At 73.1% G+C, this 19,643-nt stretch carries 18 protein-coding genes and 2 tRNA genes; 6 read left to right on the forward strand and 14 right to left on the reverse strand.

Going from position 1 to position 19,643, the window contains the following annotated elements:
• Nucleotides 1-595 (forward strand): SUKH-3 domain-containing protein (locus IF30_RS0137145; RefSeq protein WP_420791198.1); only part of this gene is annotated, 595 nt, incomplete at its 5' end.
• 89 nt (nt 596-684) lie between these two features.
• Here IF30_RS0137145 and IF30_RS0137150 read toward each other — a convergent pair.
• Complete coding sequence (locus IF30_RS0137150; protein ID WP_030246913.1) at nt 685-1,953, reverse strand: sensor histidine kinase; 1,269 nt, start codon at nt 1,951-1,953, stop codon at nt 685-687.
• Nucleotides 1,954-2,212: 259 nt separating this feature from the next.
• Between IF30_RS0137150 and ppc the strand changes: the two genes are divergently transcribed.
• Nucleotides 2,213-5,017, forward strand: a complete 2,805-nt coding sequence (gene ppc, locus IF30_RS0137155; RefSeq protein ID WP_030246915.1) for a phosphoenolpyruvate carboxylase — start codon at nt 2,213-2,215, stop codon at nt 5,015-5,017.
• 78 nt (nt 5,018-5,095) lie between these two features.
• Here the strand turns inward: ppc and IF30_RS0137160 are convergent, their stop codons facing one another.
• From IF30_RS0137160 to IF30_RS0137185, 6 genes are all read right to left on the reverse strand, one after another.
• Complete coding sequence (locus IF30_RS0137160) at nt 5,096-5,419, reverse strand: hypothetical protein (RefSeq protein ID WP_158835822.1); 324 nt, start codon at nt 5,417-5,419, stop codon at nt 5,096-5,098.
• A gap of 136 nt (nt 5,420-5,555) precedes the next feature.
• On the reverse strand, nt 5,556-6,134 hold the full coding sequence (pth, locus tag IF30_RS0137165; RefSeq protein WP_030246921.1) for an aminoacyl-tRNA hydrolase: 579 nt from the start codon (nt 6,132-6,134) through the stop codon (nt 5,556-5,558).
• A 113-nt stretch (nt 6,135-6,247) separates the two neighbouring features.
• Nucleotides 6,248-6,838, reverse strand: coding sequence for a 50S ribosomal protein L25/general stress protein Ctc (locus tag IF30_RS0137170; protein ID WP_030246922.1), 591 nt, complete (start codon nt 6,836-6,838; stop codon nt 6,248-6,250).
• Between the two features lie 281 nt (nt 6,839-7,119).
• A complete protein-coding gene (locus tag IF30_RS0137175; RefSeq protein WP_030246925.1) occupies nt 7,120-8,097 on the reverse strand; it encodes a ribose-phosphate diphosphokinase in 978 nt (325 codons plus the stop codon).
• A gap of 202 nt (nt 8,098-8,299) precedes the next feature.
• Nucleotides 8,300-9,754, reverse strand: coding sequence for a bifunctional UDP-N-acetylglucosamine diphosphorylase/glucosamine-1-phosphate N-acetyltransferase GlmU (gene glmU / locus IF30_RS0137180; RefSeq protein WP_030246926.1), 1,455 nt, complete (start codon nt 9,752-9,754; stop codon nt 8,300-8,302).
• 142 nt (nt 9,755-9,896) lie between these two features.
• Nucleotides 9,897-9,967: transfer RNA gene (locus tag IF30_RS0137185), tRNA-Gln, on the reverse strand.
• Nucleotides 9,968-10,260: 293 nt separating this feature from the next.
• Between IF30_RS0137185 and IF30_RS0137190 the strand changes: the two genes are divergently transcribed.
• Together IF30_RS0137190 and IF30_RS0137195 are read left to right on the forward strand one after the other, a co-directional pair.
• Nucleotides 10,261-11,271, forward strand: a complete 1,011-nt coding sequence (locus IF30_RS0137190; protein ID WP_078892004.1) for an acyl-CoA desaturase — start codon at nt 10,261-10,263, stop codon at nt 11,269-11,271.
• A gap of 26 nt (nt 11,272-11,297) precedes the next feature.
• Nucleotides 11,298-12,059 (forward strand): TetR/AcrR family transcriptional regulator, encoded by a 762-nt coding sequence (locus IF30_RS0137195; protein ID WP_234322983.1) that lies wholly within the window; start codon nt 11,298-11,300, stop codon nt 12,057-12,059.
• Nucleotides 12,060-12,088: 29 nt separating this feature from the next.
• On the opposite strand, the gene IF30_RS0137200 is transcribed toward IF30_RS0137195, so the two are convergent.
• Nucleotides 12,089-12,880 carry a methyltransferase domain-containing protein gene (locus IF30_RS0137200; protein ID WP_030246932.1) on the reverse strand — a complete coding sequence of 264 codons (792 nt, stop codon included), beginning with the start codon at nt 12,878-12,880 and terminating at the stop codon, nt 12,089-12,091.
• Between the two features lie 111 nt (nt 12,881-12,991).
• On the opposite strand from IF30_RS0137200, the gene IF30_RS0137205 reads away from it, so the two are divergent.
• On the forward strand, nt 12,992-13,489 hold the full coding sequence (locus tag IF30_RS0137205; RefSeq protein WP_030246934.1) for a MarR family winged helix-turn-helix transcriptional regulator: 498 nt from the start codon (nt 12,992-12,994) through the stop codon (nt 13,487-13,489).
• An 18-nt stretch (nt 13,490-13,507) separates the two neighbouring features.
• Here IF30_RS0137205 and IF30_RS0137210 read toward each other — a convergent pair whose 3' ends face one another.
• From IF30_RS0137210 to IF30_RS48335, 5 genes are all read right to left on the reverse strand, one after another.
• Nucleotides 13,508-14,488 carry a LuxR C-terminal-related transcriptional regulator gene (locus tag IF30_RS0137210; RefSeq protein ID WP_037902527.1) on the reverse strand — a complete coding sequence of 327 codons (981 nt, stop codon included), beginning with the start codon at nt 14,486-14,488 and terminating at the stop codon, nt 13,508-13,510.
• Between the two features lie 358 nt (nt 14,489-14,846).
• Nucleotides 14,847-15,824, reverse strand: a complete 978-nt coding sequence (gene galE, locus IF30_RS0137215) for a UDP-glucose 4-epimerase GalE (protein ID WP_030246939.1) — start codon at nt 15,822-15,824, stop codon at nt 14,847-14,849.
• Nucleotides 15,825-15,960: 136 nt separating this feature from the next.
• Nucleotides 15,961-16,629, reverse strand: a complete 669-nt coding sequence (locus IF30_RS0137220; RefSeq protein ID WP_030246941.1) for a LuxR C-terminal-related transcriptional regulator — start codon at nt 16,627-16,629, stop codon at nt 15,961-15,963.
• Nucleotides 16,630-16,793: 164 nt separating this feature from the next.
• Nucleotides 16,794-16,866, reverse strand: a tRNA-Thr gene (locus tag IF30_RS0137225).
• 94 nt (nt 16,867-16,960) lie between these two features.
• Entirely contained in the window at nt 16,961-17,446 is a 486-nt protein-coding gene (locus tag IF30_RS48335; protein ID WP_078892006.1) for a winged helix-turn-helix transcriptional regulator, read from the reverse strand.
• A 151-nt stretch (nt 17,447-17,597) separates the two neighbouring features.
• On the opposite strand from IF30_RS48335, the gene IF30_RS0137235 reads away from it, so the two are divergent.
• Nucleotides 17,598-18,203, forward strand: coding sequence for a flavodoxin family protein (locus IF30_RS0137235; RefSeq protein WP_030246945.1), 606 nt, complete (start codon nt 17,598-17,600; stop codon nt 18,201-18,203).
• A gap of 45 nt (nt 18,204-18,248) precedes the next feature.
• On the opposite strand, the gene IF30_RS0137240 is transcribed toward IF30_RS0137235, so the two are convergent.
• On the reverse strand, nt 18,249-19,583 hold the full coding sequence (locus IF30_RS0137240; RefSeq protein ID WP_051712041.1) for an MFS transporter: 1,335 nt from the start codon (nt 19,581-19,583) through the stop codon (nt 18,249-18,251).
• Nucleotides 19,584-19,643 lie beyond the last annotated feature (60 nt).

The raw sequence follows: 19,643 nt of genomic DNA on the forward strand, positions 1-19,643 counted from the left end.
GCCCCCGCCGGCCACCCTGTCCGCCACCGGTTCCCCCTCCGGCGCCGTCGGCACCGCCGGCACCGTCGGCGTGGCCGGCACCGCCCGCGCCGTCGGCACCGCCGGGCGGACCCGCCCGCGTTTCCCCGCCGACGTCGCCGCGGAGCTCAAGGCGGCCGGCTGGCACCCGGGCCGCTGGCAGATCCAGCAGGCCGAGGAGTGGGCCGACACCCTGGTCGGGTACGGCGCGCCCACCGGCGTGCGGCACGCGGTGTTCCCGGCGGCGGTGGAGGCCTGGGCGGAGTTCGGCGGCCTCGCCTTCGACCTGTCCGGCCCGGGCCGCCAACTGGCCCGCACCCCGTTCCTGATCGACCCGCTGTGCGGCCTGCACCAGCCGCGCACCCTGCTCGACCTCGGCCGGGCGCTGGGGACGCAGCTGGCCCCGCTCGGCGAGGAGGCGTACGGGCAGGCGCTGCTGGCCGTCGACGAGGAGGGCCGGGTCTACAGCCTCGACCACACCGGCGAGTGGTTCCTCGGCCACGGCATCGACCAGGCGATCTCGGCCCTCGTCCTGGGCACCGCCCCGGAGCGGCTGCGCACCGCGGACGAGTACTGAGCCCCCACCGGCCCCGCCCTCGCCATCCGGCTGACGGCTGCCGGCTGACGGCTCCGCAGGCCGACGACCCGCAGGCCGACCGCCCGCGGCTACCGCAGCCGCTCGACCCGTACCGCCAGCCGGGACGGCAGCACCGCCTCGACCCGGAACCCGCCGTCCGCCTCGGGCCCGGAGGAGAAGGTGCCGCCCAGCGCGACCACCCGCTCCCTCATCCCGACCAGCCCGTTGCCCCCGCTGGGCAGTTGGGCCGCGCCCCGCTCCCCGCCCGGGCAGGCGTTCACCACGCTCACCCGCACCCCGTTCGGTGCGTACGCCAGCAGCACGGACACCAGCGCGCCGCCCGCGTGCTTGTGCGCGTTGGTCAGCCCTTCCTGGACGACCCGGTAGGCGGTCCGCTCGGCCTCACCGGTGAACTCCTGCCGACTGCCGCTGACCGTCAGCGTCACCGCCATCCCGGCCGCCCGGGACTGGTCGACCAGCCGCGGCAGCCCGGCCAGCGAGTCCGGCTCGGGCTGCCGCTCGTCGTCCATCCTCAGCACGCCGAGGATCTCGCGCAGCTCGTTCAGGGCCTGCCGACCCACCTCGCCCATCAGCTTGGCGCTCTGCGCGGCCTTCTCCGGGTCCTTGGCGGCGATCCGCTCCAGCGCCCCGGCGTGCACCACCATCAGCGACACCCGGTGCGCCACCACGTCGTGCATCTCCCTGGCTATCCGGGTGCGCTCCTCCAGCCGGGCCCGGCGGGCGCGCTCCTGCGCCTGCTCGGCCAGCAGGTCGAGCTCGGTCTCCAGGCCGTGGGCGCGGTCCTTGAGCGATTCGATCAGCCGCCGCCGCGCGCCCACGTACAGGCCGGTCACCACCGGGGGGACGGTCAGCCCGACGGCCACCAGCACCGCTATCAGGACCTGTCCCCACAGCGGCGGCTGCTCCACCCCGGAGTCGCCGGGGGTCAGCATCGACACCATCATCACGGCGACCGCCTCGGCGAAGGCCAGCGCGGACAGCGCCACCACCCGCCGCCGCCGCGAGGGCCACTCCCAGGTCTCCGCCAGCGTGTACAGCGCGACCACCAGCAGCAGCACGCCGAGCATCCCCGGCATCGCGACCAGGGTGACCAGCACCGGTACGGCCGGCCAGCGCCGGCGCAGCACCAGCGAGCCTCCGGCCAGGGCGCCGACCACCGCGGTACCGACCGTGCCCGCCGTGGTCAGGTCCACCCGGGCGGACAGGAAGGCGATCGTGCTGGCCGCGCACTCCAGCGCGGCGAGCAGCGCCAGCCCGATGTCCAGGAAGGCGCTGCGCGGCCGCTTCCACCACCAGAACGACCGGTCCGGCGCGCGCTCCCCAGGCGACTTGCTCATGTGCGACAGACTATGCGGCAACCCCCACTCCTCCCCACCGGGATTGTCCTTCACACCTGCCCAGTCCGCCAAGTGGTCCAGACCACAGGTGCTCGTCGGTGGCCCTGTCCGCCATCCGGCCACCTCTCGGACAGCGAACGCCCCGACACCTATGCTGGTCGCGTCGGACAGCGCGGTCCGCACGCGTCACAACCGCCACACGCGGGTGGACCTGTGACGATGAGCCGTTGCCGAACCCCACCACCACAGGGAGCCAGCCGTGACCGCTCCGGTCCCCAACCCGGCGGACAGCGCCAACCATGTCAGTGCCATCGCTGACAATGCCGCCCTGCGTGCGGACATCCGCCGCCTCGGCGACCTGCTCGGCGAGACGCTGGTCCGCCAGGAGGGCCCCCAGCTGCTCGGCCTGGTCGAACAGGTCCGCCTGCTCAGCCGCACCGACGGCGAAGCCACCGCCGAACTCCTCTCCGGCATCGACCTGGACACCGCCGCCAAGCTGGTCCGGGCCTTCTCCACCTACTTCCACCTCGCCAACGTCACCGAGCAGGTGCACCGCGGCCGCGAGTTCGCCACCCGCCGCGCCCGCGAGGGCTCGCTGCTCGCGCAGACCGCCGACCAGCTCGCCGAGGCCGACCCCAAGCACCTCGAGGACACCCTGGCCCACCTCGCGGTCCGCCCGGTCTTCACCGCCCACCCCACCGAGGCCGCCCGCCGCAGCGTCCTCAACAAGCTGCGCCGGATCGGCGAACTCCTCGACCGCATCCACCGCGAGGAACTCGCCTCCGGCCTCGTCGCGGCCGGCCCGGCCCGCACGAGCAGCGCCAAGCGCTCCGCCGACCGCCGCCTCGCCGAGGTCATCGACCTGCTCTGGCAGACCGACGAGCTGCGCATCGCCCGCCCCGAGCCCACCGACGAGGCCCGCAACGCCGTCTACTACCTGGACGAGCTCTACCGCGAGGCCGTCCCCGAGGTCCTGGAGGAGCTGCAGGAGGAGCTCGCCCGGGTCGGCCTCACCCTGCCCGACGGCGTCCGCCCGCTCACCTTCGGCACCTGGATCGGCGGCGACCGCGACGGCAACCCCAACGTCACCCCGCAGGTCACCTGGGACGTCCTCAACCTCCAGCACGAGTACGGCATCAAGGACGCGCTGGACGCCATCGACGACCTCCGGGGCACCCTCTCCACCTCCGAGCGGCTGGCAGGCGCCTCCGTCGAACTCCTCGCCTCGCTCAACACCGACCTGCACCTGCTCCCCGAACTCAGCCCGCGCTACAAGCGGATGAACGCCGAGGAGCCCTACCGCCTCAAGGCCACCTGCATCCGGCTCAAGCTGGAGAACACCCGCGAGCGCCTGGCCGGCGGCACCCCGCACATCCCTGGCCGCGACTACCTCGGCACCCGCGAACTCCTCGCCGACCTGCGGCTGATCCAGGACTCCCTGCGCGCCCACCGCGGCGAGCTCATCGCCGACGGCCGCCTCGCCCGCGCCATCCGCACCATCGAGGCCTTCGGCCTCCAGCTCGCCACCATGGACGTGCGCGAGCACGCCGAGGCCCACCACCACGCCCTCGGCCAGCTCTTCGACCGGCTCGGCGAGGAGGCCTGGCGCTACGCCGACATGCCGCGCGAGTACCGGCAGAAGCTGCTCGCCAAGGAACTGCGCTCGCGCCGCCCGCTCGCCCCCACCCCGGCCCCGCTCGACGAGGCCGGCACCAAGACCCTCGGGGTCTTCAACACCGTCCGCGAGGGCTTCGAGCGCTTCGGCGACGAGATCGTCGAGAGCTACATCATCTCGATGTGCCAGGGCGCCGACGACGTCTTCGCCGCGACCGTGCTCGCCCGCGAGGCCGGCCTGATCGACCTGCACGCCGGGATCGCCAAGATCGGCATCGTGCCGCTGCTGGAGACCACCGACGAACTCCAGCAGGCCGACCGCATCCTGGACGAGATGCTCTCCGACCCCTCCTACCGGCTGCTCGTCTCGCTGCGCGGCGACGTCCAGGAGGTCATGCTCGGCTACTCCGACTCCTCCAAGTTCGGCGGCATCACCACCTCCCAGTGGGAGATCCACCGCGCCCAGCGCCGACTGCGCGACGTCGCCCACCGCTACGGCATCCGGCTGCGCCTCTTCCACGGCCGCGGCGGCACCGTCGGCCGCGGCGGCGGCCCCTCCCACGAGGCCATCCTGGCCCAGCCCTGGGGCACCCTGGAGGGCGAGATCAAGGTCACCGAGCAGGGCGAGGTCATCTCCGACAAGTACCTGCTGCCCTCCCTCGCCCGGGAGAACCTGGAGCTGACCATCTCCGCCACCCTGTCGGCCTCCGCGCTGCACACCGCACCGCGCCAGGCCCCCGAGTCGCTGGCCCGCTGGGACGCCGCGATGGACCAGGTCTCCGAGGCCGCCCACACCGCCTACCGCGCCCTGGTCGAGCAGGAGGACCTGCCGAAGTACTTCTTCGCCTCCACCCCGGTCGACCAGCTCGCCTCGCTGCACCTGGGCTCCCGCCCGTCCCGCCGCCCCGACTCCGGCGCCGGCCTGGACGGCCTGCGGGCCATCCCGTGGGTCTTCGGCTGGACCCAGTCCCGCCAGGTCGTCCCCGGCTGGTACGGCGTCGGCGCCGGCCTCTCCGCCGCCCGCGCGGCGGGCCTGGGCGACGTGCTGGACGAGATGTACGGCGAGTGGCACTTCTTCCGCAACTTCCTGTCCAACGTCGCGATGACGCTGGCCAAGACCGACCTGCGGATCGCCCGCCACTACGTCGAGCAGCTGGTGCCCGGCGAGCTGCACCACGTCTTCGACCAGATCAAGGCCGAGCACGACCTCACCCTGCGCGAGGTGCTCCGGCTCACCGGCGAGGACGAACTGCTGGAGCACAACCCGGTGCTGAAGCAGACCTTCGCCGTCCGCGACGCCTACCTCGACCCGATCTCCTACCTCCAGGTCGCGCTGCTGCGCCGCCAGCGTGAGGAGATCGCGGCCGGCCGCCACGACGACCCGCTGCGTGCCCGCGCACTGCTGCTGACCGTCAACGGCATCGCCGCCGGTCTGCGCAACACCGGCTGAAACACGGCTGCGCAACGCGGCTGACCGGAACGGCGAGGGCCGGTGTCCCACCGAGACACCGGCCCTCGTCCTCGTTTCCTACTCCGCGGGCTCGCCCGCGCGCCTGCGCTTCAGCCACAGCGCCGCGCCGCCGGCCGCCACCACCAGCCCGCCGCCGACCGCCAGCAGCCCCGCGTCGGGGCCCATCGACTCGCCGAGCACCGGGCTGAACTGCGCCGCGGCGGGCTCCGGGGAGGCCGCCGGGTCCGGTTCGGCCACCGGGTCCGCGTGCGCCACCGCACCGCCCGTCAACAGCACTCCGGCCGCCCCCAGCGCACCGGCCGTACCGACCTGCCGTCCGAACTGCTTCAGCCGGACCACCCGGCTCCGCCGCGTTCGGCGGACCGGACGCAATCTCCGCATCGAGAACTCCCCAGGACCCGTTCGCGTACCGGTCCGACGCTATCCGATCGCGCGGGGCGTTCTCACACCGATTCAGGTGCGCTCCGGCAAGCGTTGTACGACTGTTGCGTACCCGGCGCGCCCTGTTGACGGTCAATCAGGAGTTGTACGTGCCCTGCGCCCGCTCCAGGCCCTCGGACAGCAACGCCTCCACCGCGTCCGCCGCGCGGTCCACGAACCAGTCCAGTTCCTTGCGCTCGGTCGAGGAGAAGTCCTTCAGGACGAAGTCCGCGACCTCCATCCGGCCCGGCGGGCGGCCGATCCCGCAGCGCACCCGGTGGTAGTCCGGGCCCAGCGACTTGGTGATCGACTTCAGCCCGTTGTGGCCGTTGTCCCCGCCGCCCAGCTTCAGCCGCAGCGCCGCGTAGTCGAGGTCGAGTTCGTCGTGGACCGCGACCACCGAGGCGGCCGGCGCCTTGTAGAAGTCGCGCAGCGCCGTGACCGGCCCGCCGGAGAGGTTCATGAAGGACATCGGCTTGGCGAGCACCACCCGCCGGCCCGACAGCCGCCCCTCGGCCACCTGCGCCCGGCTCTTGTGCGCCTTGAACCTGGCGCCCATCCGCTGCGCCAGCAGGTCCACCACCATGAACCCGATGTTGTGCCGGTTCCGGGCATACTGCTCGCCCGGGTTGCCCAGCCCCACCACCAGCCAGGGGCCTTCGTACTCGTCCGCCATGCCGCTCTCACTCCTCGTCTGCGCGCTCGTCGCCATCATCCCGGACACACCGCTGCCCCGGGCGCTCCAGCAGGAGCGACCGGGGCAGCGGTCAGCAAGCTCTAGCGCGGGGCTCAGGCCCCGGCGGCGGCCTCGGCAGCTTCGGCGTCGGCGTCGGCCTGCGAGGCCTGGGCGCCGATGACCTGCAGCACGACGGCGTCGCCGTCGACGGCCAGGGTGGTACCGGCCGGCAGGGTGATGTCCTTGGCGTAGACCGACGCGCCGGCCGCCAGGCCCTCGACCGAGACGGTGACGCTCTCGGGCAGGTGGGTGGCCTCGGCCTCGATCGGCAGGGCCTGCAGGACGTGCTCCAGCAGGTTGCCGCCCGGGGCCAGCTCGCCCTCGGTGTGGACCGGGATCTCGACGTTGACCTTCTCGCCGCGCTTGACGAGCAGCAGGTCGACGTGCTCGATGGTGCGCTTGATGGCCTCGCGCTGGACGGCCTTCGGCAGCACGTACTCGTCCTTGCCCTCGATCGGCACGACCAGCAGGGCGTTCGGGGTCTTCAGGGCCATCATCAGGTCGTGGCCGGGCAGGTTCAGGTGAACCGGGGCGTGGCCGTGGCCGTAGACGACACCCGGGACGAGGCCGGCGCGGCGGGCGCGACGGGCGGCACCCTTGCCGAACTCGGTACGGGTCTCAGCAGCAAGACGGATCTCGGACACGACTGCACTCCTCGTGGAAACTGGCGCGGGGGTGCAGGCAACGCGAAAAACCGCCGGGACCACACCCTCAGTACGTTCGGGGGTCACTCGGCGGCAACGGCCTGCCGGCGGACGGGAATCCGACACCGGCAGCGCGTCGATCACGGATCGGGCGCCCGGTGAGCAGGCGCACGGCATCCCTCGCCGAGCAGTTTCACGAGTCTAACCGCACGGGTGGCCTCTCGTGAAATCGGCGGCGGCCCCGGCCCTTCCCGGGCCGGGGCCGCCTGCGCGGGCCTTCGTCAGTGCACGCCCTCGAAGAGGCTCGTGACGGAGCCCTCCTCGAACACCTCGCGGATCGCGGCGGCGATCGACGGGGCGATGGACAGCGTGGTGATCTTGTCCAGCTGGAGCTGGGCCGGGGTGGGCAGCGTGTTGGTGAACACGAACTCGCTGACCCGGGAGTTCTTCAGCCGGTCCGCGGCCGGGCCGGAGAGCACGCCGTGGGTGGCCGCGACCAGGACGTCGGCGGCACCGTTGTCGAACAGCGCGTCGGCGGCGGCGCAGATCGTGCCGGCGGTGTCGATCATGTCGTCGACCAGGACGCAGACCCGGTCCTGGACGTCACCGACGACGTCGGCCGACAGGATGGTGTTGGCCCGGGTGATGTCGCGGCGCTTGTGGATGATCGCCAGCGGGGCGTCCAGGCGGTCGCACCACTGGTCGGCCACCTTCACCCGGCCGGCGTCCGGCGAGACGACCGTCAGCTTCGAGCGGTCCACCTTGCCGCCGATGTAGTCGGCCAGCAGCGGCAGCGCGAAGAGGTGGTCCACCGGGCCGTCGAAGAAGCCCTGGATCTGCGCGGTGTGCAGGTCCACGGCCATCAGGCGGTCGGCGCCGGCCTGGCGCAGCAGGTCGGCGACCAGGCGGGCCGAGATGGGCTCGCGGCCGAGGTGCTTCTTGTCCTGGCGGGCGTAGCCGTAGAACGGCAGGATCGCGGTGATGCTCTTGGCGGAGGCCCGCTTCAGAGCATCGATCATGATCAGCTGCTCCATGATCCACTGGTTGATGGGAGCCGTGTGGCTCTGCATCACGAAGCAGTCCGCACCGCGGGCGGACTCCAGGAAGCGGACGTAGATCTCGCCGTTGGCGAAGTCCAGGGCCTTGGTCGGGACGAGTTCGGTCTCGAGCGCCGCGGCCACCTCCCTCGCCAGCTCGGGGTGGGCACGGCCGGAGAAGAGTTTCAGTTTCTTCTCACCCGACGTCGTGATCCCGCTCACTGCACCGTCTCCTCGCGTTGCGGACGCTGAATCCTCGACCCGGTGCGGGCAGGCGAGGCCCACGCGCGGTACGGGGTCGGGGAATTGTCGGTACGCCTGGACACGGGCGGTAAGCCCAGTGGCGCACGTATGTCCCCCAGGTTACGCGCCCGCGCAGAAACCGTCCGCCTCGGGACCGGCCTCAGGAGCCCCGCCCGCCCCGTCAGGCCTCCTCGGCCCCGTCCGTCGCGGCCTTGGCGGCCAGCGCGGACGCGGTCCCGGGGCGCTTGCGCTCGACCCAGCCCTCGATGTTGCGCTGGTGCGCGCGGTTCACGCCGAGTGCGCCCGGCGGGACGTCGGAGGTGATGACCGAGCCCGCGCCGGTGTAGGCGCCGTCACCGATGGTGACGGGCGCGATGAACATGTTGTCCGAGCCGGTGCGGCAGTGCGCACCGATGACGGTGCGGTGCTTGTTCACGCCGTCGTAGTTCACGGTGACGGAGGCCGCGCCGACGTTGGTGCCCTCACCGATCGTCGCGTCGCCGATGTAGGAGAGGTGCGGCACCTTGGCGCCCTCGCCCAGCTCGGAGTTCTTCACCTCGACGTAGGTGCCGACCTTCGCCTTGCGGCCCAGCTTCGCGCCCGGGCGCAGGTAGGCGTACGGGCCGGCGGTGGCCAGCTCGCCGATCTCGGCGCGGTCGGCCGTGGTGTTGCTCACACGGGCGCCGGCGCCGACCAGGGTGTCCTTCAGGGTCGAGTTGGGGCCGACCTCGCAGCCCTCGCCCAGGTGGGTGGCGCCCTGCAGCTGGGTGTTGGGCAGCACCACGGCGTCCGGCTCGTAGGTCACCTGCACGTCGAACCAGGTGGTCGCCGGGTCCACCACGGTGACGCCCGCGCGCATCGCCTGCTCCAGCAGGCGGTCGTTCAGCAGCCGGCGGGCCTGCGCCAGCTGGACCCGGTCGTTGATGCCGAGGATGTCCCGGTGGTCGTCGGCGACCACGGCACCCACCCGGTGGCCGGCCTTGCGCAGGATCTCCAGGGTGTCGGTCAGGTACTCCTCGCCCTGCGAGTTGTCCGTGGTGAGCTCGGCCAGCGCCTCGGCGAGCAGCTTGGCGTCGAAGGCGAAGACGCCCGAGTTGATCTCGGGGATCGCGCGCTGGACGGCGGTGGCGTCCCGCTCCTCCACGATCGAGGCGACCGTGCCGTCCTCGTCCCGCAGGATCCGGCCGTAGCCGAAGGGCTCCGGGACGACGGCGGTCAGCACGGTGACGCCGTTCTGCTGGGCCGTGTGGGCGTCCGCCAGCCGGCGCAGGGTCGCCCCGGTCAGCAGCGGCGAGTCTCCGGCGGTGACGATCACCGTGCCGTCCAGCACCACGCCGTCCGCGCCCAGCGCCTCCAGCGCCGTGCGCACCGCGTGCCCGGTGCCGTTCTGCTCCTCCTGCACGGCCGTGCGCACGGCCGGGTGGTGCGCCGCCAGGTGCTCCTGCACCTGCTCGCGCTGGTGCCCGACGACCACGACGAGCTGCTCGGGCGTCAGTTCCCCGGCCGCCGCCACCGCATGACCCACCAGCGACCGTCCGCACACCTCGTGCAGCACCTTGGGCAGCTTGTTCGACTTCATCCGGGTCCCGCCACCGGCGGCGAGCACGACAACGGCGGCAAGCGAATTGGCACCCATGGGGGGAGGCTCCTCGGTCGGTTCACAAGAGGGCAGAGCAGGCCCGGCCCGGACCCAGGCCGGTCGCCAGTCGCACAGTCCGCCGAGCGGCACCGACAATACCGGCGTGGTGGAGGACGCCCGAATCAGAGGCGCGCAAGGGCTCCGCCGCTAGGATTCGAACCCAGACAAAGGCCTCCAAAGGGCCCTGTGCTGCCATTACACCACGGCGGACAGTCGTGTCAGACCCTACCCGAGTCGACCCTGCCCTGGGTATCCACTTGCACTGATCCGCGAGCTCGGATCCGCGTCCGGTCCGCGCCCGATCCGCGCCCGATCCGCGCCCGGACCGCATCCGCCGACCGCACAGCGCGGGGCCGGAGTTCATCCATCCGGTCGGGTGAATTCGCTCCGGCGCCACGCGGCGCCGTGTTCCCCTCGACGCGCGGCGCAACCTACGATGCCGTAAGTTACGCCAACGTAGGCTCCGCTTCTCTCCCGTACCGGGACGCCGCAAAGGGACGCCCATGACCACTCAGGCCGGCGAGGCGCGCGCGGGGAACGCCGCGTCCCGCACCCCGTCTCCCGATCCCGACACCGATCCCGCCTCCGCAGCCGCAGCCGCCACCCAGCTGTCCGCCACCCGTGGCGGCGAGAAGCAGGGCCTGGCCGAGCGGGCCGCGCTGGGGCTGTTCATCCTCGTACCGTTCACCGCCCTGCTGGTCGCCGTCCCGGTGGCCTGGGGCTGGGGGCTGGGGTGGACGGACGTCGCGATCACCGTCGCCATGTACTTCCTCACCTGCCACGGCATCACCGTCGGCTACCACCGCTACTTCACCCACGGCGCGTTCAAGGCCAACCGCCCGATGCGCCTCGCGATGGCCGTCGTCGGGAGTCTCGCCGTCGAGGGCCCGCTGGTGCGCTGGGTCGCCGACCACCGCAAGCACCACCGGTTCAGCGACAAGGACGGCGACCCGCACTCGCCCTGGCGCTACGGGGAGAGCGTCCCGGCGCTGCTCAAGGGCCTGTGGTGGGCGCACATGGGCTGGATGTTCGACGAGGAGCAGACCCCGCAGCTCACCTACGCGCCCGACCTCGTCCGCGACCCGGCCATAAGGCGGATCTCCCGGCTGTTCTGGCTCTGGACCCTGATCTCGCTGCTGCTTCCGCCGCTGATCGGCGGTCTGGTGACGCTCTCCTGGACGGGCGCGCTGTCCGCCTTCTTCTGGGGTTCGCTGGTCCGGGTGGGTCTGCTGCACCACGTCACCTGGTCGATCAACTCGATCTGCCACGCCGTCGGCCGGCGCCCGTTCCGCTCCCGGGACCGCTCCGGCAACGTCTGGTGGCTCGCGGTGCTCTCCTGCGGCGAGTCCTGGCACAACCTGCACCACGCCGACCCGACCGCGGCCCGGCACGGGGTGCTCCCGGGGCAGATCGACTCCTCGGCCCGGCTGATCCGCTGGTTCGAGCTGGCCGGCTGGGTGCGGGACGTCCGCTGGCCGGACGCCCAGCGGATCGCCGCCCGCCGCGCCGCATGAGGCGGCGCTTCCAGCATGATGTAGGGGTGAACGGGAGCAGCGAAGACAGCACAGGCGGTCACCAGAGCACGCGGACGGACGCGGCGCCCGCTGCGGCGCCGGCCCGGCCGCGGGCCGCTGCACCGACCGGCGGGGCCGCCGACCCGGCCGCCCCGGCCCCGCGCCGCCGGGGCGGCCGGGTCCGGATGACCGGCAAGCAGCGTCGTGAGCAGCTGCTGGAGATCGGCCGGACGGTCTTCGCGGAGCGCGGCTACGACGGCACCTCGGTGGAGGAGATCGCCGAGCGCGCCGGGGTGTCGAAGCCCGTGGTGTACGAGCACTTCGGCGGCAAGGAGGGGCTGTACGCGGTGGTGGTGGACCGCGAGATGCAGCTGCTGCTGGACATGGTGACCGGCGCGCTGACCGGCGGGCACTCGCGCGAACTGCTGGAACAGGCCGCCTTCGCGCTGATGGACTACATCGACACTTCGACGGACGGCTTCCGGATCCTGGTCCGGGACTCGCCGGTGGCCCAGTCGACCGGCACCTTCGCCTCGCTGATCAGCGACATCGCGACGCAGGTCGAGGACATCCTGGGCCTGGAGTTCAAGTCCCGCGGCTTCGACGCCCGACTGGCCCCGATGTACTCGCAGATGCTGGTCGGCATGGTCGCGCTGACCGGGCAGTGGTGGCTGGAGGTCCGCAAGCCGGACAAGGCGACGGTGGCGGCGCACCTGGTGAACCTCGCCTGGCACGGACTGGAGGGCCTGGAGCGGCACCCGCGGCTGGTCGGCGACCGCAAGGGCTGACCAGCCGTCGTCGTCTTCGCGGCCCGCGCCTACCGCCTGATCCCCACCGCGAAGATCCGCCGGAACGGGAACACCGTCCCGTACGGCCCGGCCGGATACGCCTCGCGCAGGAGCCGCCCGTACTCGTCGAGGAAGGCGGCCCGTTCGGCCGGATCGGCGAGCCGGGTAAGGACGGGGCGCAGTGCGGTGCCCTTGACCCACTCCAGGACCGGGTCCGGCCCGGGGAGCAGGGTGCGGTAGGTGGTCTCCCAGACGTCCGGGAGGCAGTCGGCGGCGGCCAGGGCGTCGAGGTAGCGCTCGGGCTCGTGGACGCCGGCGCGCACGCCGTCCTCGCCGAGCCGGTCGCGCCAGCGGGGGCTGCGGCGCAGTCCGGCGAGCAGGGTGTGGCTGGGGGCGTCGAAGTTGCCGGGGACCTGGAAGGCGAGCGCCGCGCCCGGGCGCAGGGCGGCGGCCCAGCGCGGGACGAGGTCGAGGTGGCCGTCGATCCACTGCAGGGCGGCGTTGGAGACGATCAGGTCGGGCCGGGCCGGGCGGGGGTCGTAGTCGCGGGCGTCGGCGAGCAGGTAGTCGGCGCTCGGCTCGCCCTCGGTGCGGGCGGTGGCGAGCATCGGGGCGGAGTTGTCGACGCCGGTGATCCGGGCGTGCGGCCAGCGTTCGCGCAGGACGGCAGTGGAGTTGCCGGGCCCGCACCCGATGTCGAGAACCGTCTCGGCGCCGGGCTGCGGGAGGGCGGGGACGCGGGCGAGCAGGTCGCGCAGGGGGCGGGTGCGTTCGTCGGCGAAGCGCAGGTACTGCGCCGGGTCCCAGACGGGGTCGGTCATGGTCCACCTCGGAGGTATCTCGACATCAAGATATCTCGCCGTAGCCTCGCTGGCACATTTCTCGATGTCAAGAGACTTCACATCGACACATCCACCGATACACTGATCGTCATGGAGGACGAGGTCGACAGGCTGGTCGCAGCGTGGCGCCGGGAGCGCCCCGACCTCGACGTGGAACCGCTCGAGGTGCTCAGCCGGGTCAGCCGGCTCGCCCGGCACCTCGACCGCGCGCGCCGCACCGCCTTCGCCGAGCACGGCCTGGAGCCCTGGGAGTTCGACGTCCTGACCGCCCTGCGGCGGGCCGGCACCCCCTACCAGCTCTCCCCCGGCCAGCTGCTCACCCAGACCCTGGTCACCTCCGGCACCATGACCAACCGGATCGACCGGCTCACCGGCAAGGGCCTGGTCAAGCGCCTGCCCGACCCGGACGACCGGCGCGGCGTACTCGTCCGGCTCACCGACGACGGCCGCGACCGCGCCGACCAGGCACTCGCCGGACTGCTCGCGCACGAGCGCGAACTGCTCGCCCAGCTCACCACCGCCCAGCAGAGCGAACTCGCCACCCTGCTGCGGCTGCTGGTCGCCCCCTTCGACAACATCCCGGGCTGAGCCCCGACCGGCCGGACCTCACGGCCGCTCGACGACGGCCGCCACCGACGGCGGTGCGGCGACCGGCTCGGCCGGGCTGACCCCCGCCCGGCGGGCGACCGCGACGGCAGCCAGCGTGGAGTGCACCCCGAGCTTGCCGAGCACGTTCTGCATGTGCGTCCGGACGGTGTGCGGCGACAGGTAGAGCCGCTCCGCGACGGCCTGCCGCCCCAGGCCCGCGACCATGCAGCGCAGGATCTGCTTCTCCCGCGGGGTGAGGGTGTCCACCAGGCGCTCGCTCTCGGTGCGGTCCCGCCGGGCGGTGGTCAGCTCGCGGATCACCCCGGTGAGCAGCGCGGGCGGCAGGTGCGTCTCGTCCCGCAGCACGCCCCGGACCACCGCGAGCAGCCGGGCCAGCGAACTCTCCTTCGCGACCCAGCCGGTGGCGCCCGCGTGCAGGGCGCGGGCGGCGCGGTGCGGGTCGTCGGCGACGGCCAGGACGACGGCGCGCAGCCCGGGGTGGGCGCGGCGGAGCCGGGCCAGCAGGGAGATGCCGTCGGGCGGCGGGGCCGCGGGTCTGAGGTGGTCGACCCGGAGCGGGTCCGGCCCCGGGCGGGCGCCCGGCGGCGCGGACGACAGCGGGACCGGCGCTCCAGGCGGTTCGGACGACCGTCGCGGCGGCGGTACGGGCGGGGCCACCCGGCGCCGCACCTCGTCGACGGGATCCGGTCCGGGCCGTCTGCGGGCGACCGGCGGGGCCGAACCCGGCGGACCGACCGCTCCGGTCCCTCCTGCCGCCCCGCTCCCGGCCGCCCCGGCGGGCTCGGAGCCGAGGTCGGCGTCGATCAGTGCGACGTCGTAGGGGCGGCCCTCGGTGGCGGCGCGCTCCATCGCCCGCTCGGCGGCGGCCGCGCTGCCGGCCGCACCCACCTCCACGTCCGGCTCGGCGGCGAGCGCCGCGGCCAGTGCCTCGGCGAAGATCCGGTGGTCGTCGACCACCAGGACGCGAATCCGCCCCATCGTCCCTCCCCCTGCTCAGACCGCCCGAGCCCGGGAGCGGGGAGCCGGCCCGGCATCCGCGCTCCGGACCCGCCGCTCCGCCTGCCCACCGGTGGCCGGTGAAACCGAAAGGACGCCGGCCCCACCGGTGCCGCCCTCAGGGTACGGGTCGGGAAACGCCCTCGTGGCGATTCGGTGAAGTTACGTCAGAAGGTGCGTGGGTGGCAGGACTTGCGCCGCCAGCGGGCCGGCCGTCGGCCACGGGCACCGCTCCGGTCCGGTCCGGAGGCGGTGCCCGCAGGGGCCGCGGTGGCCGCGGCAGTTGACGTCCGTGCCGTTGCCGGCACGGACGCCGTGCGGGCGGCGCGGGCGCGGGCGCCTACTGGCCGTTCTTCTCCAGGGTGAACCTCCAGGCGTCCGCGACGATGTCGTCCAGCTCGGGGCGGCGCGGCGTCCAGCCCAGCGCCTCGTGGGCGCGCGCGGCCGAGGCCACCAGCACCGCCGGGTCGCCGGCGCGACGGCCGGCGACCTGCACCGGGATCTCCCGGCCGGTGACGCGCTTGACCGACTCGATCACCTCGCGCACCGAGAAGCCGCTGCCGTTGCCGAGGTTGCAGATCAGGTGCTCGCCCGGCTTGGCCGCGTCCAGCGCCAGCAGGTGGGCCTCGGCCAGGTCCGCGACATGGATGTAGTCGCGGATGCAGGTGCCGTCCGGGGTCGGGTAGTCGTCGCCGTACACCGCGATGTGCGGACGCTGCCCGAGCGCCGCCTGGAAGACCAGCGGGATGAGGTGCGACTCCGGCTCGTGCCGCTCGCCGAACGTGACACCGGAAGAACCGGCGTACGCACCGGCCACGTTGAAGTAGCGCAGCGAGACGGCGGCCAGGTCGTGCGCGACGGCCTCGCTGGTGATCAGGTGGTCCACGGCGAGCTTGGTGGCGCCGTAGGTGTTGGTCGGCGCGGTGCGGGCGGTCTCGGCGATCGGCACGGCCTCCGGCTCGCCGTAGGTGGCGGCGGTGGAGGAGAACACCAGCTTGCGCACGCCCGCCACGCGCATCGCGCCGACCAGCTCCAGCGAGCCGGCCACGTTGTTGCGCCAGTACTTCTCCGGGTCCGCGACCGACTCGCCGACCTGCGAGGAGGCGGCGAAGTGCAGCACGCCGTCGAAGGAGCCGTCCAGCACCTTGCCGGCCTCCTGGATCCGGCCCTCGACGAACTCGGCGCCGGCCGGGACAGCCTCACGGAAGCCGGTCGAGAGATCGTCCAGGACCGTCACCTGGTGCCCCGCCTCCAGCAGGTGCGCGGCCACCACACTGCCGACGTAGCCGGCGCCACCCGTGACCAGGTACTTACTCATGTTGGGACCTCCAGCGGGCGATGACCCGCGGTCGGCGGAGCCATCGACGGAATGCGTACGACTGGGGCCCATTCTCCCAAGCCCGCCGAGTGCTTCGGACCACCCGGACGCCGCCCGCACGCTTTTCACCAAGTCCTCAACCGGCGGCCATCCGCTCCAGCAGCCCGGTGCGCGCCGCCACCGCGGCTGCCTCCAACCTGGTCCGCGCACCGAGCTTCATCAGCACCCGCTGGACGTGCGTCCGGGCGGTGCTGGCGGCGATCCGCATCCCGGCGGCGATCGCCGCGGTGTCCTCGCCGTCCGCGATCCGGGCCAGCACCTGCACCTCACGGCGGGTCAGCAACCGCAGCAGCCGGACCGCCTCGTCGTCCGGTTCAACCACCGGGCGCAGCAGTTGGTCGAAGGCCCCGCGCAGGATGTCCACCGCGACGGCGGCCTCCCCCGCCCGGGCCCGGCCGATCGCCCGCTCGACCACCTCGATCCGCTCGTCGCTGGGCACGTACCCCGCCGCCCCGGCCGCGAACGCCGCAGCGACACCGCGCAGTTCACCCACCGGCCCGAGCACGATCACAGCCACCTCGGGGCGCACCCGGCGGATCCGGAGCAGTCCGTCGAAGGCACCCGACTCAGCCGGCGCGGCCACCCCCAGCAGGCACACCTCGGGCCGCCGCCCGACCACCAGATCGGCCGCGGCACCGGCCGGGGAGCCGACCGCGACCACCCGGTGTCCGCGTAGTTGGAGCGCGGCGGCCAGTGCCTCGGCCAGCAGCCGGTGGTCGTCCACCACCACGAGTCGAACGCCCATGACGCCCTCCCGGTCAGGGTCCGGCTCACGCCCGGACCCGTCGGGCGGGCGGCCGATGACGCCCCATCACAGCGCATTCCGTACCCGACCCGCTAGGCCGACGCGGGTCGACCCGTCACCGAAACGCAGAAGACCCCCGCCCTGAGGCGGGGGTCTTCCAGTTGAGCCCCCATGCGGAATCGAACCGCAGACCTTCTCCTTACCATGGAGACGCTCTACCGACTGAGCTATAGGGGCTTGCCGGGTTTTCACCGGGCCGGTCGAACAAGGAAGACATTACACGGCCGTCCGCCCGGAAGGGAAATCGACCCCACCCCGCCGACCTGCCGCCTCAGCCCTCGCCGTGGGCCGCGTCGAACTCCTCGCGGGCGGCCATCATCAGCCCCGCACGATGCTCCGTCCACCGGCCGACCGGCGCCAGCAGCTCGGCCAGCTCGCGACCGAGCGGCAGCAGGTCGTAGACCACCCGCGGCGGCGTCTCCGGGAAGACCGTACGGAGCACCAGGCCGCTGCGCTCCAGGTTGCGCAGGGACTGGGTGAGCATCTTGCGACTGACCCCGCCGACCCCGCGCTGGAGTTCGGAGAAGCGCTGCGGCCCGCACGTGAGGAGGCCCATCAGGATCAGCATCGACCACTTGTCGGCGAGCTCGGCGAACACCTCGCGACTGGGGCAGAGCCGGGCGAACACGCTGTACTCCTGCTCGTCCCGCTCGTGGTCGCCCGGCTCGCAGCCGACCCGCTCGCAGCCGGCCCGCTCGCGACCGTCCCCCTCCGGGCACTGTCCGGTCCCGGCCAGGGGCACTTCCTCCGTCGTCATGCCTCCAGGGTATCGCTACGGTCTCCAATCCACCCTTGGTAACCAATGGAGACCTGGTCTATATTGGAGACCGTTCGACGGGCCGGCGCCGCCATGGTGCGCCCCGCCTCGTCCCGTCCTCCCACGCCCGCCCCGCCCCCTGGAGTGCCGCATGACCGCCATCCGCCCCACCATCGCCCTCGCCTACCACTCCGGCTACGGCCACACCGCCGTCCTCGCCGAAGCCGTCGCCCGGGGCGCCGCCGCCGCAGGTGCCGAGGTCGTCACGATCGCCGTCGACACCATCACCGAAGAGCAGTGGGCCCAGCTCGACGCCGCCGACGCGATCGTCTTCGGCTCCCCCACCTACATGGGCACCGCCTCCGGCGCCTTCCACGTCTTCGCCGAGGCCACCAGCAAGCGCTGGTACACCGACGCCTGGAAGGACAAGCTCGCCGCCGGCTTCACCAACTCCGCCTCCAAGAGCGGCGACAAGGCCGGCACCCTCGGCTTCTTCCAGACCCTCGCCGCCCAGCACGGCATGACCTGGGTCAACCTCGGCCTCAAGCCCGGCTGGAACGCCACCACCGGCTCCGAGAACGACCTCAACCGCCTCGGCTTCTCCAACGGCGCCGCCGCCTCCACCCCGGCCGACAGCGGCGTCGAAGGCGTCCACAAGGCCGACATCGCGACCGCCGAACACCTCGGCGCCCACGTCACCCGGCACACCGGCATCGTGCTGGCCGGCCGCGCCCACCTGGCCGCCGCAGCCGCCTGAGCCTCCTCGGCGCCCAGGCCGCCCTGCGCCCGGACCCCACCGCGGTCACGCCGCCGGATCCGCCCCCAACACGGGCGCCCGGCGGCGTCCGCCGTCCACCGCGCCGAGCTCGGCAGCCGACGTCTCCGGCAACAACCACAGACACCCCAGGGCCACCACGCCCAGCCCCGCCAAGTACCAGCCCACCGGCTGCGCCGTCCCGTACGCCTCCGTCAACCGCGTCGCCACCAGCGGCGTCGTCGCACCACCGACCACACCGCCCAGGTTGTACGTCAACGCGGCGCCCGTGTAGCGCACCCGAGTCGGGAACAGCTCCGGCAGGAACGCCGCCAACGGCCCGAACATGCAGCCCAGGGCCGCCATCGCCCCCGCCAACGCGACGAACATCCACACCCCGCGCACCGTCTCCAGCAGCGGGAACAACACCAGCGACCAGCCGGCGGCAAGACCCGTCGCCCACCGCAGCACCCGCCGCCGCCCCCACCGGTCACTGCGCGAGGCGCTCCACCACACCGTCCCCGCCATCCCCACCGCACCCACCAGCAGCATCGCCAGCACCAGCGTGCTCGCCACACCCAACCCGGACGTCGCGTACGCCAGCGCGTACGTCGTGGTCAGGTAGAACAACGCGTACCCGACGGTGATCGCCCCGCCGCCCGCCAACACCGGACGCCAGTGCCCGCGCAACACCTCCGACACCGGCAACCGCACCCGGCGCCCCTCCGCCCGGAACAGCGGAGACTCCTCGATCCGCAACCGCACGAACAGCCCGACCACCACCAGCACGAACGAGGCCAGGAACGGCACCCGCCAACCCCACGCCCGGAACGCCGCCTCGTCCAAGCCGAGTTGCAGCGCCAAGAACACCCCGTTCGCCAACACGAACCCGCACGTCGGCCCCAACTGCAGGAACCCCCCGTAGCGCCCCCGCCGCCCAGCCGGCGCGTTCTCCGCGATCAGCAGCGCCGCCCCACCCCACTCCCCGCCCAGACCGACGCCCTGGCACACCCGCAACGCCACCAACACCACCGGCGCCCACCAGCCCCACGCCGCGAACCCCGGCAACAAACCCACCGCCGCCGTCGCCAACCCCATCAGCAGCAACGACACCACCAGCGTCGCCTTCCGACCCACCCGGTCCCCGAAATGCCCGAACACCACCGCCCCCAACGGCCGGGCCAGGAACGCCACCGCGTACACCGAGAACGCCGCCAACAACGCCCCCACCGCGCCCAGTCCGGGAAAGAACACCGCCCCGAAGACGAGCGCGGCCGCCGTCCCGTAAATGAAGAAGTCGTAGAACTCGATCGCCGTCCCGATCAGCGCCGCAGCCGCCGCCCGCCGCAACTGCCCCGCCCGCCAAGCATCCTCCGCATCCATACCGCCACCCTCGACGCCCCGCCCCCACCCCACCAGCCCCCACCCGAGTGACCCGGGCGC

The sequence above is a fragment of the Streptomyces sp. NRRL S-350 genome (assembly GCF_000719705.1).
Classification (GTDB): Bacteria; Actinomycetota; Actinomycetes; order Streptomycetales; family Streptomycetaceae; genus Kitasatospora.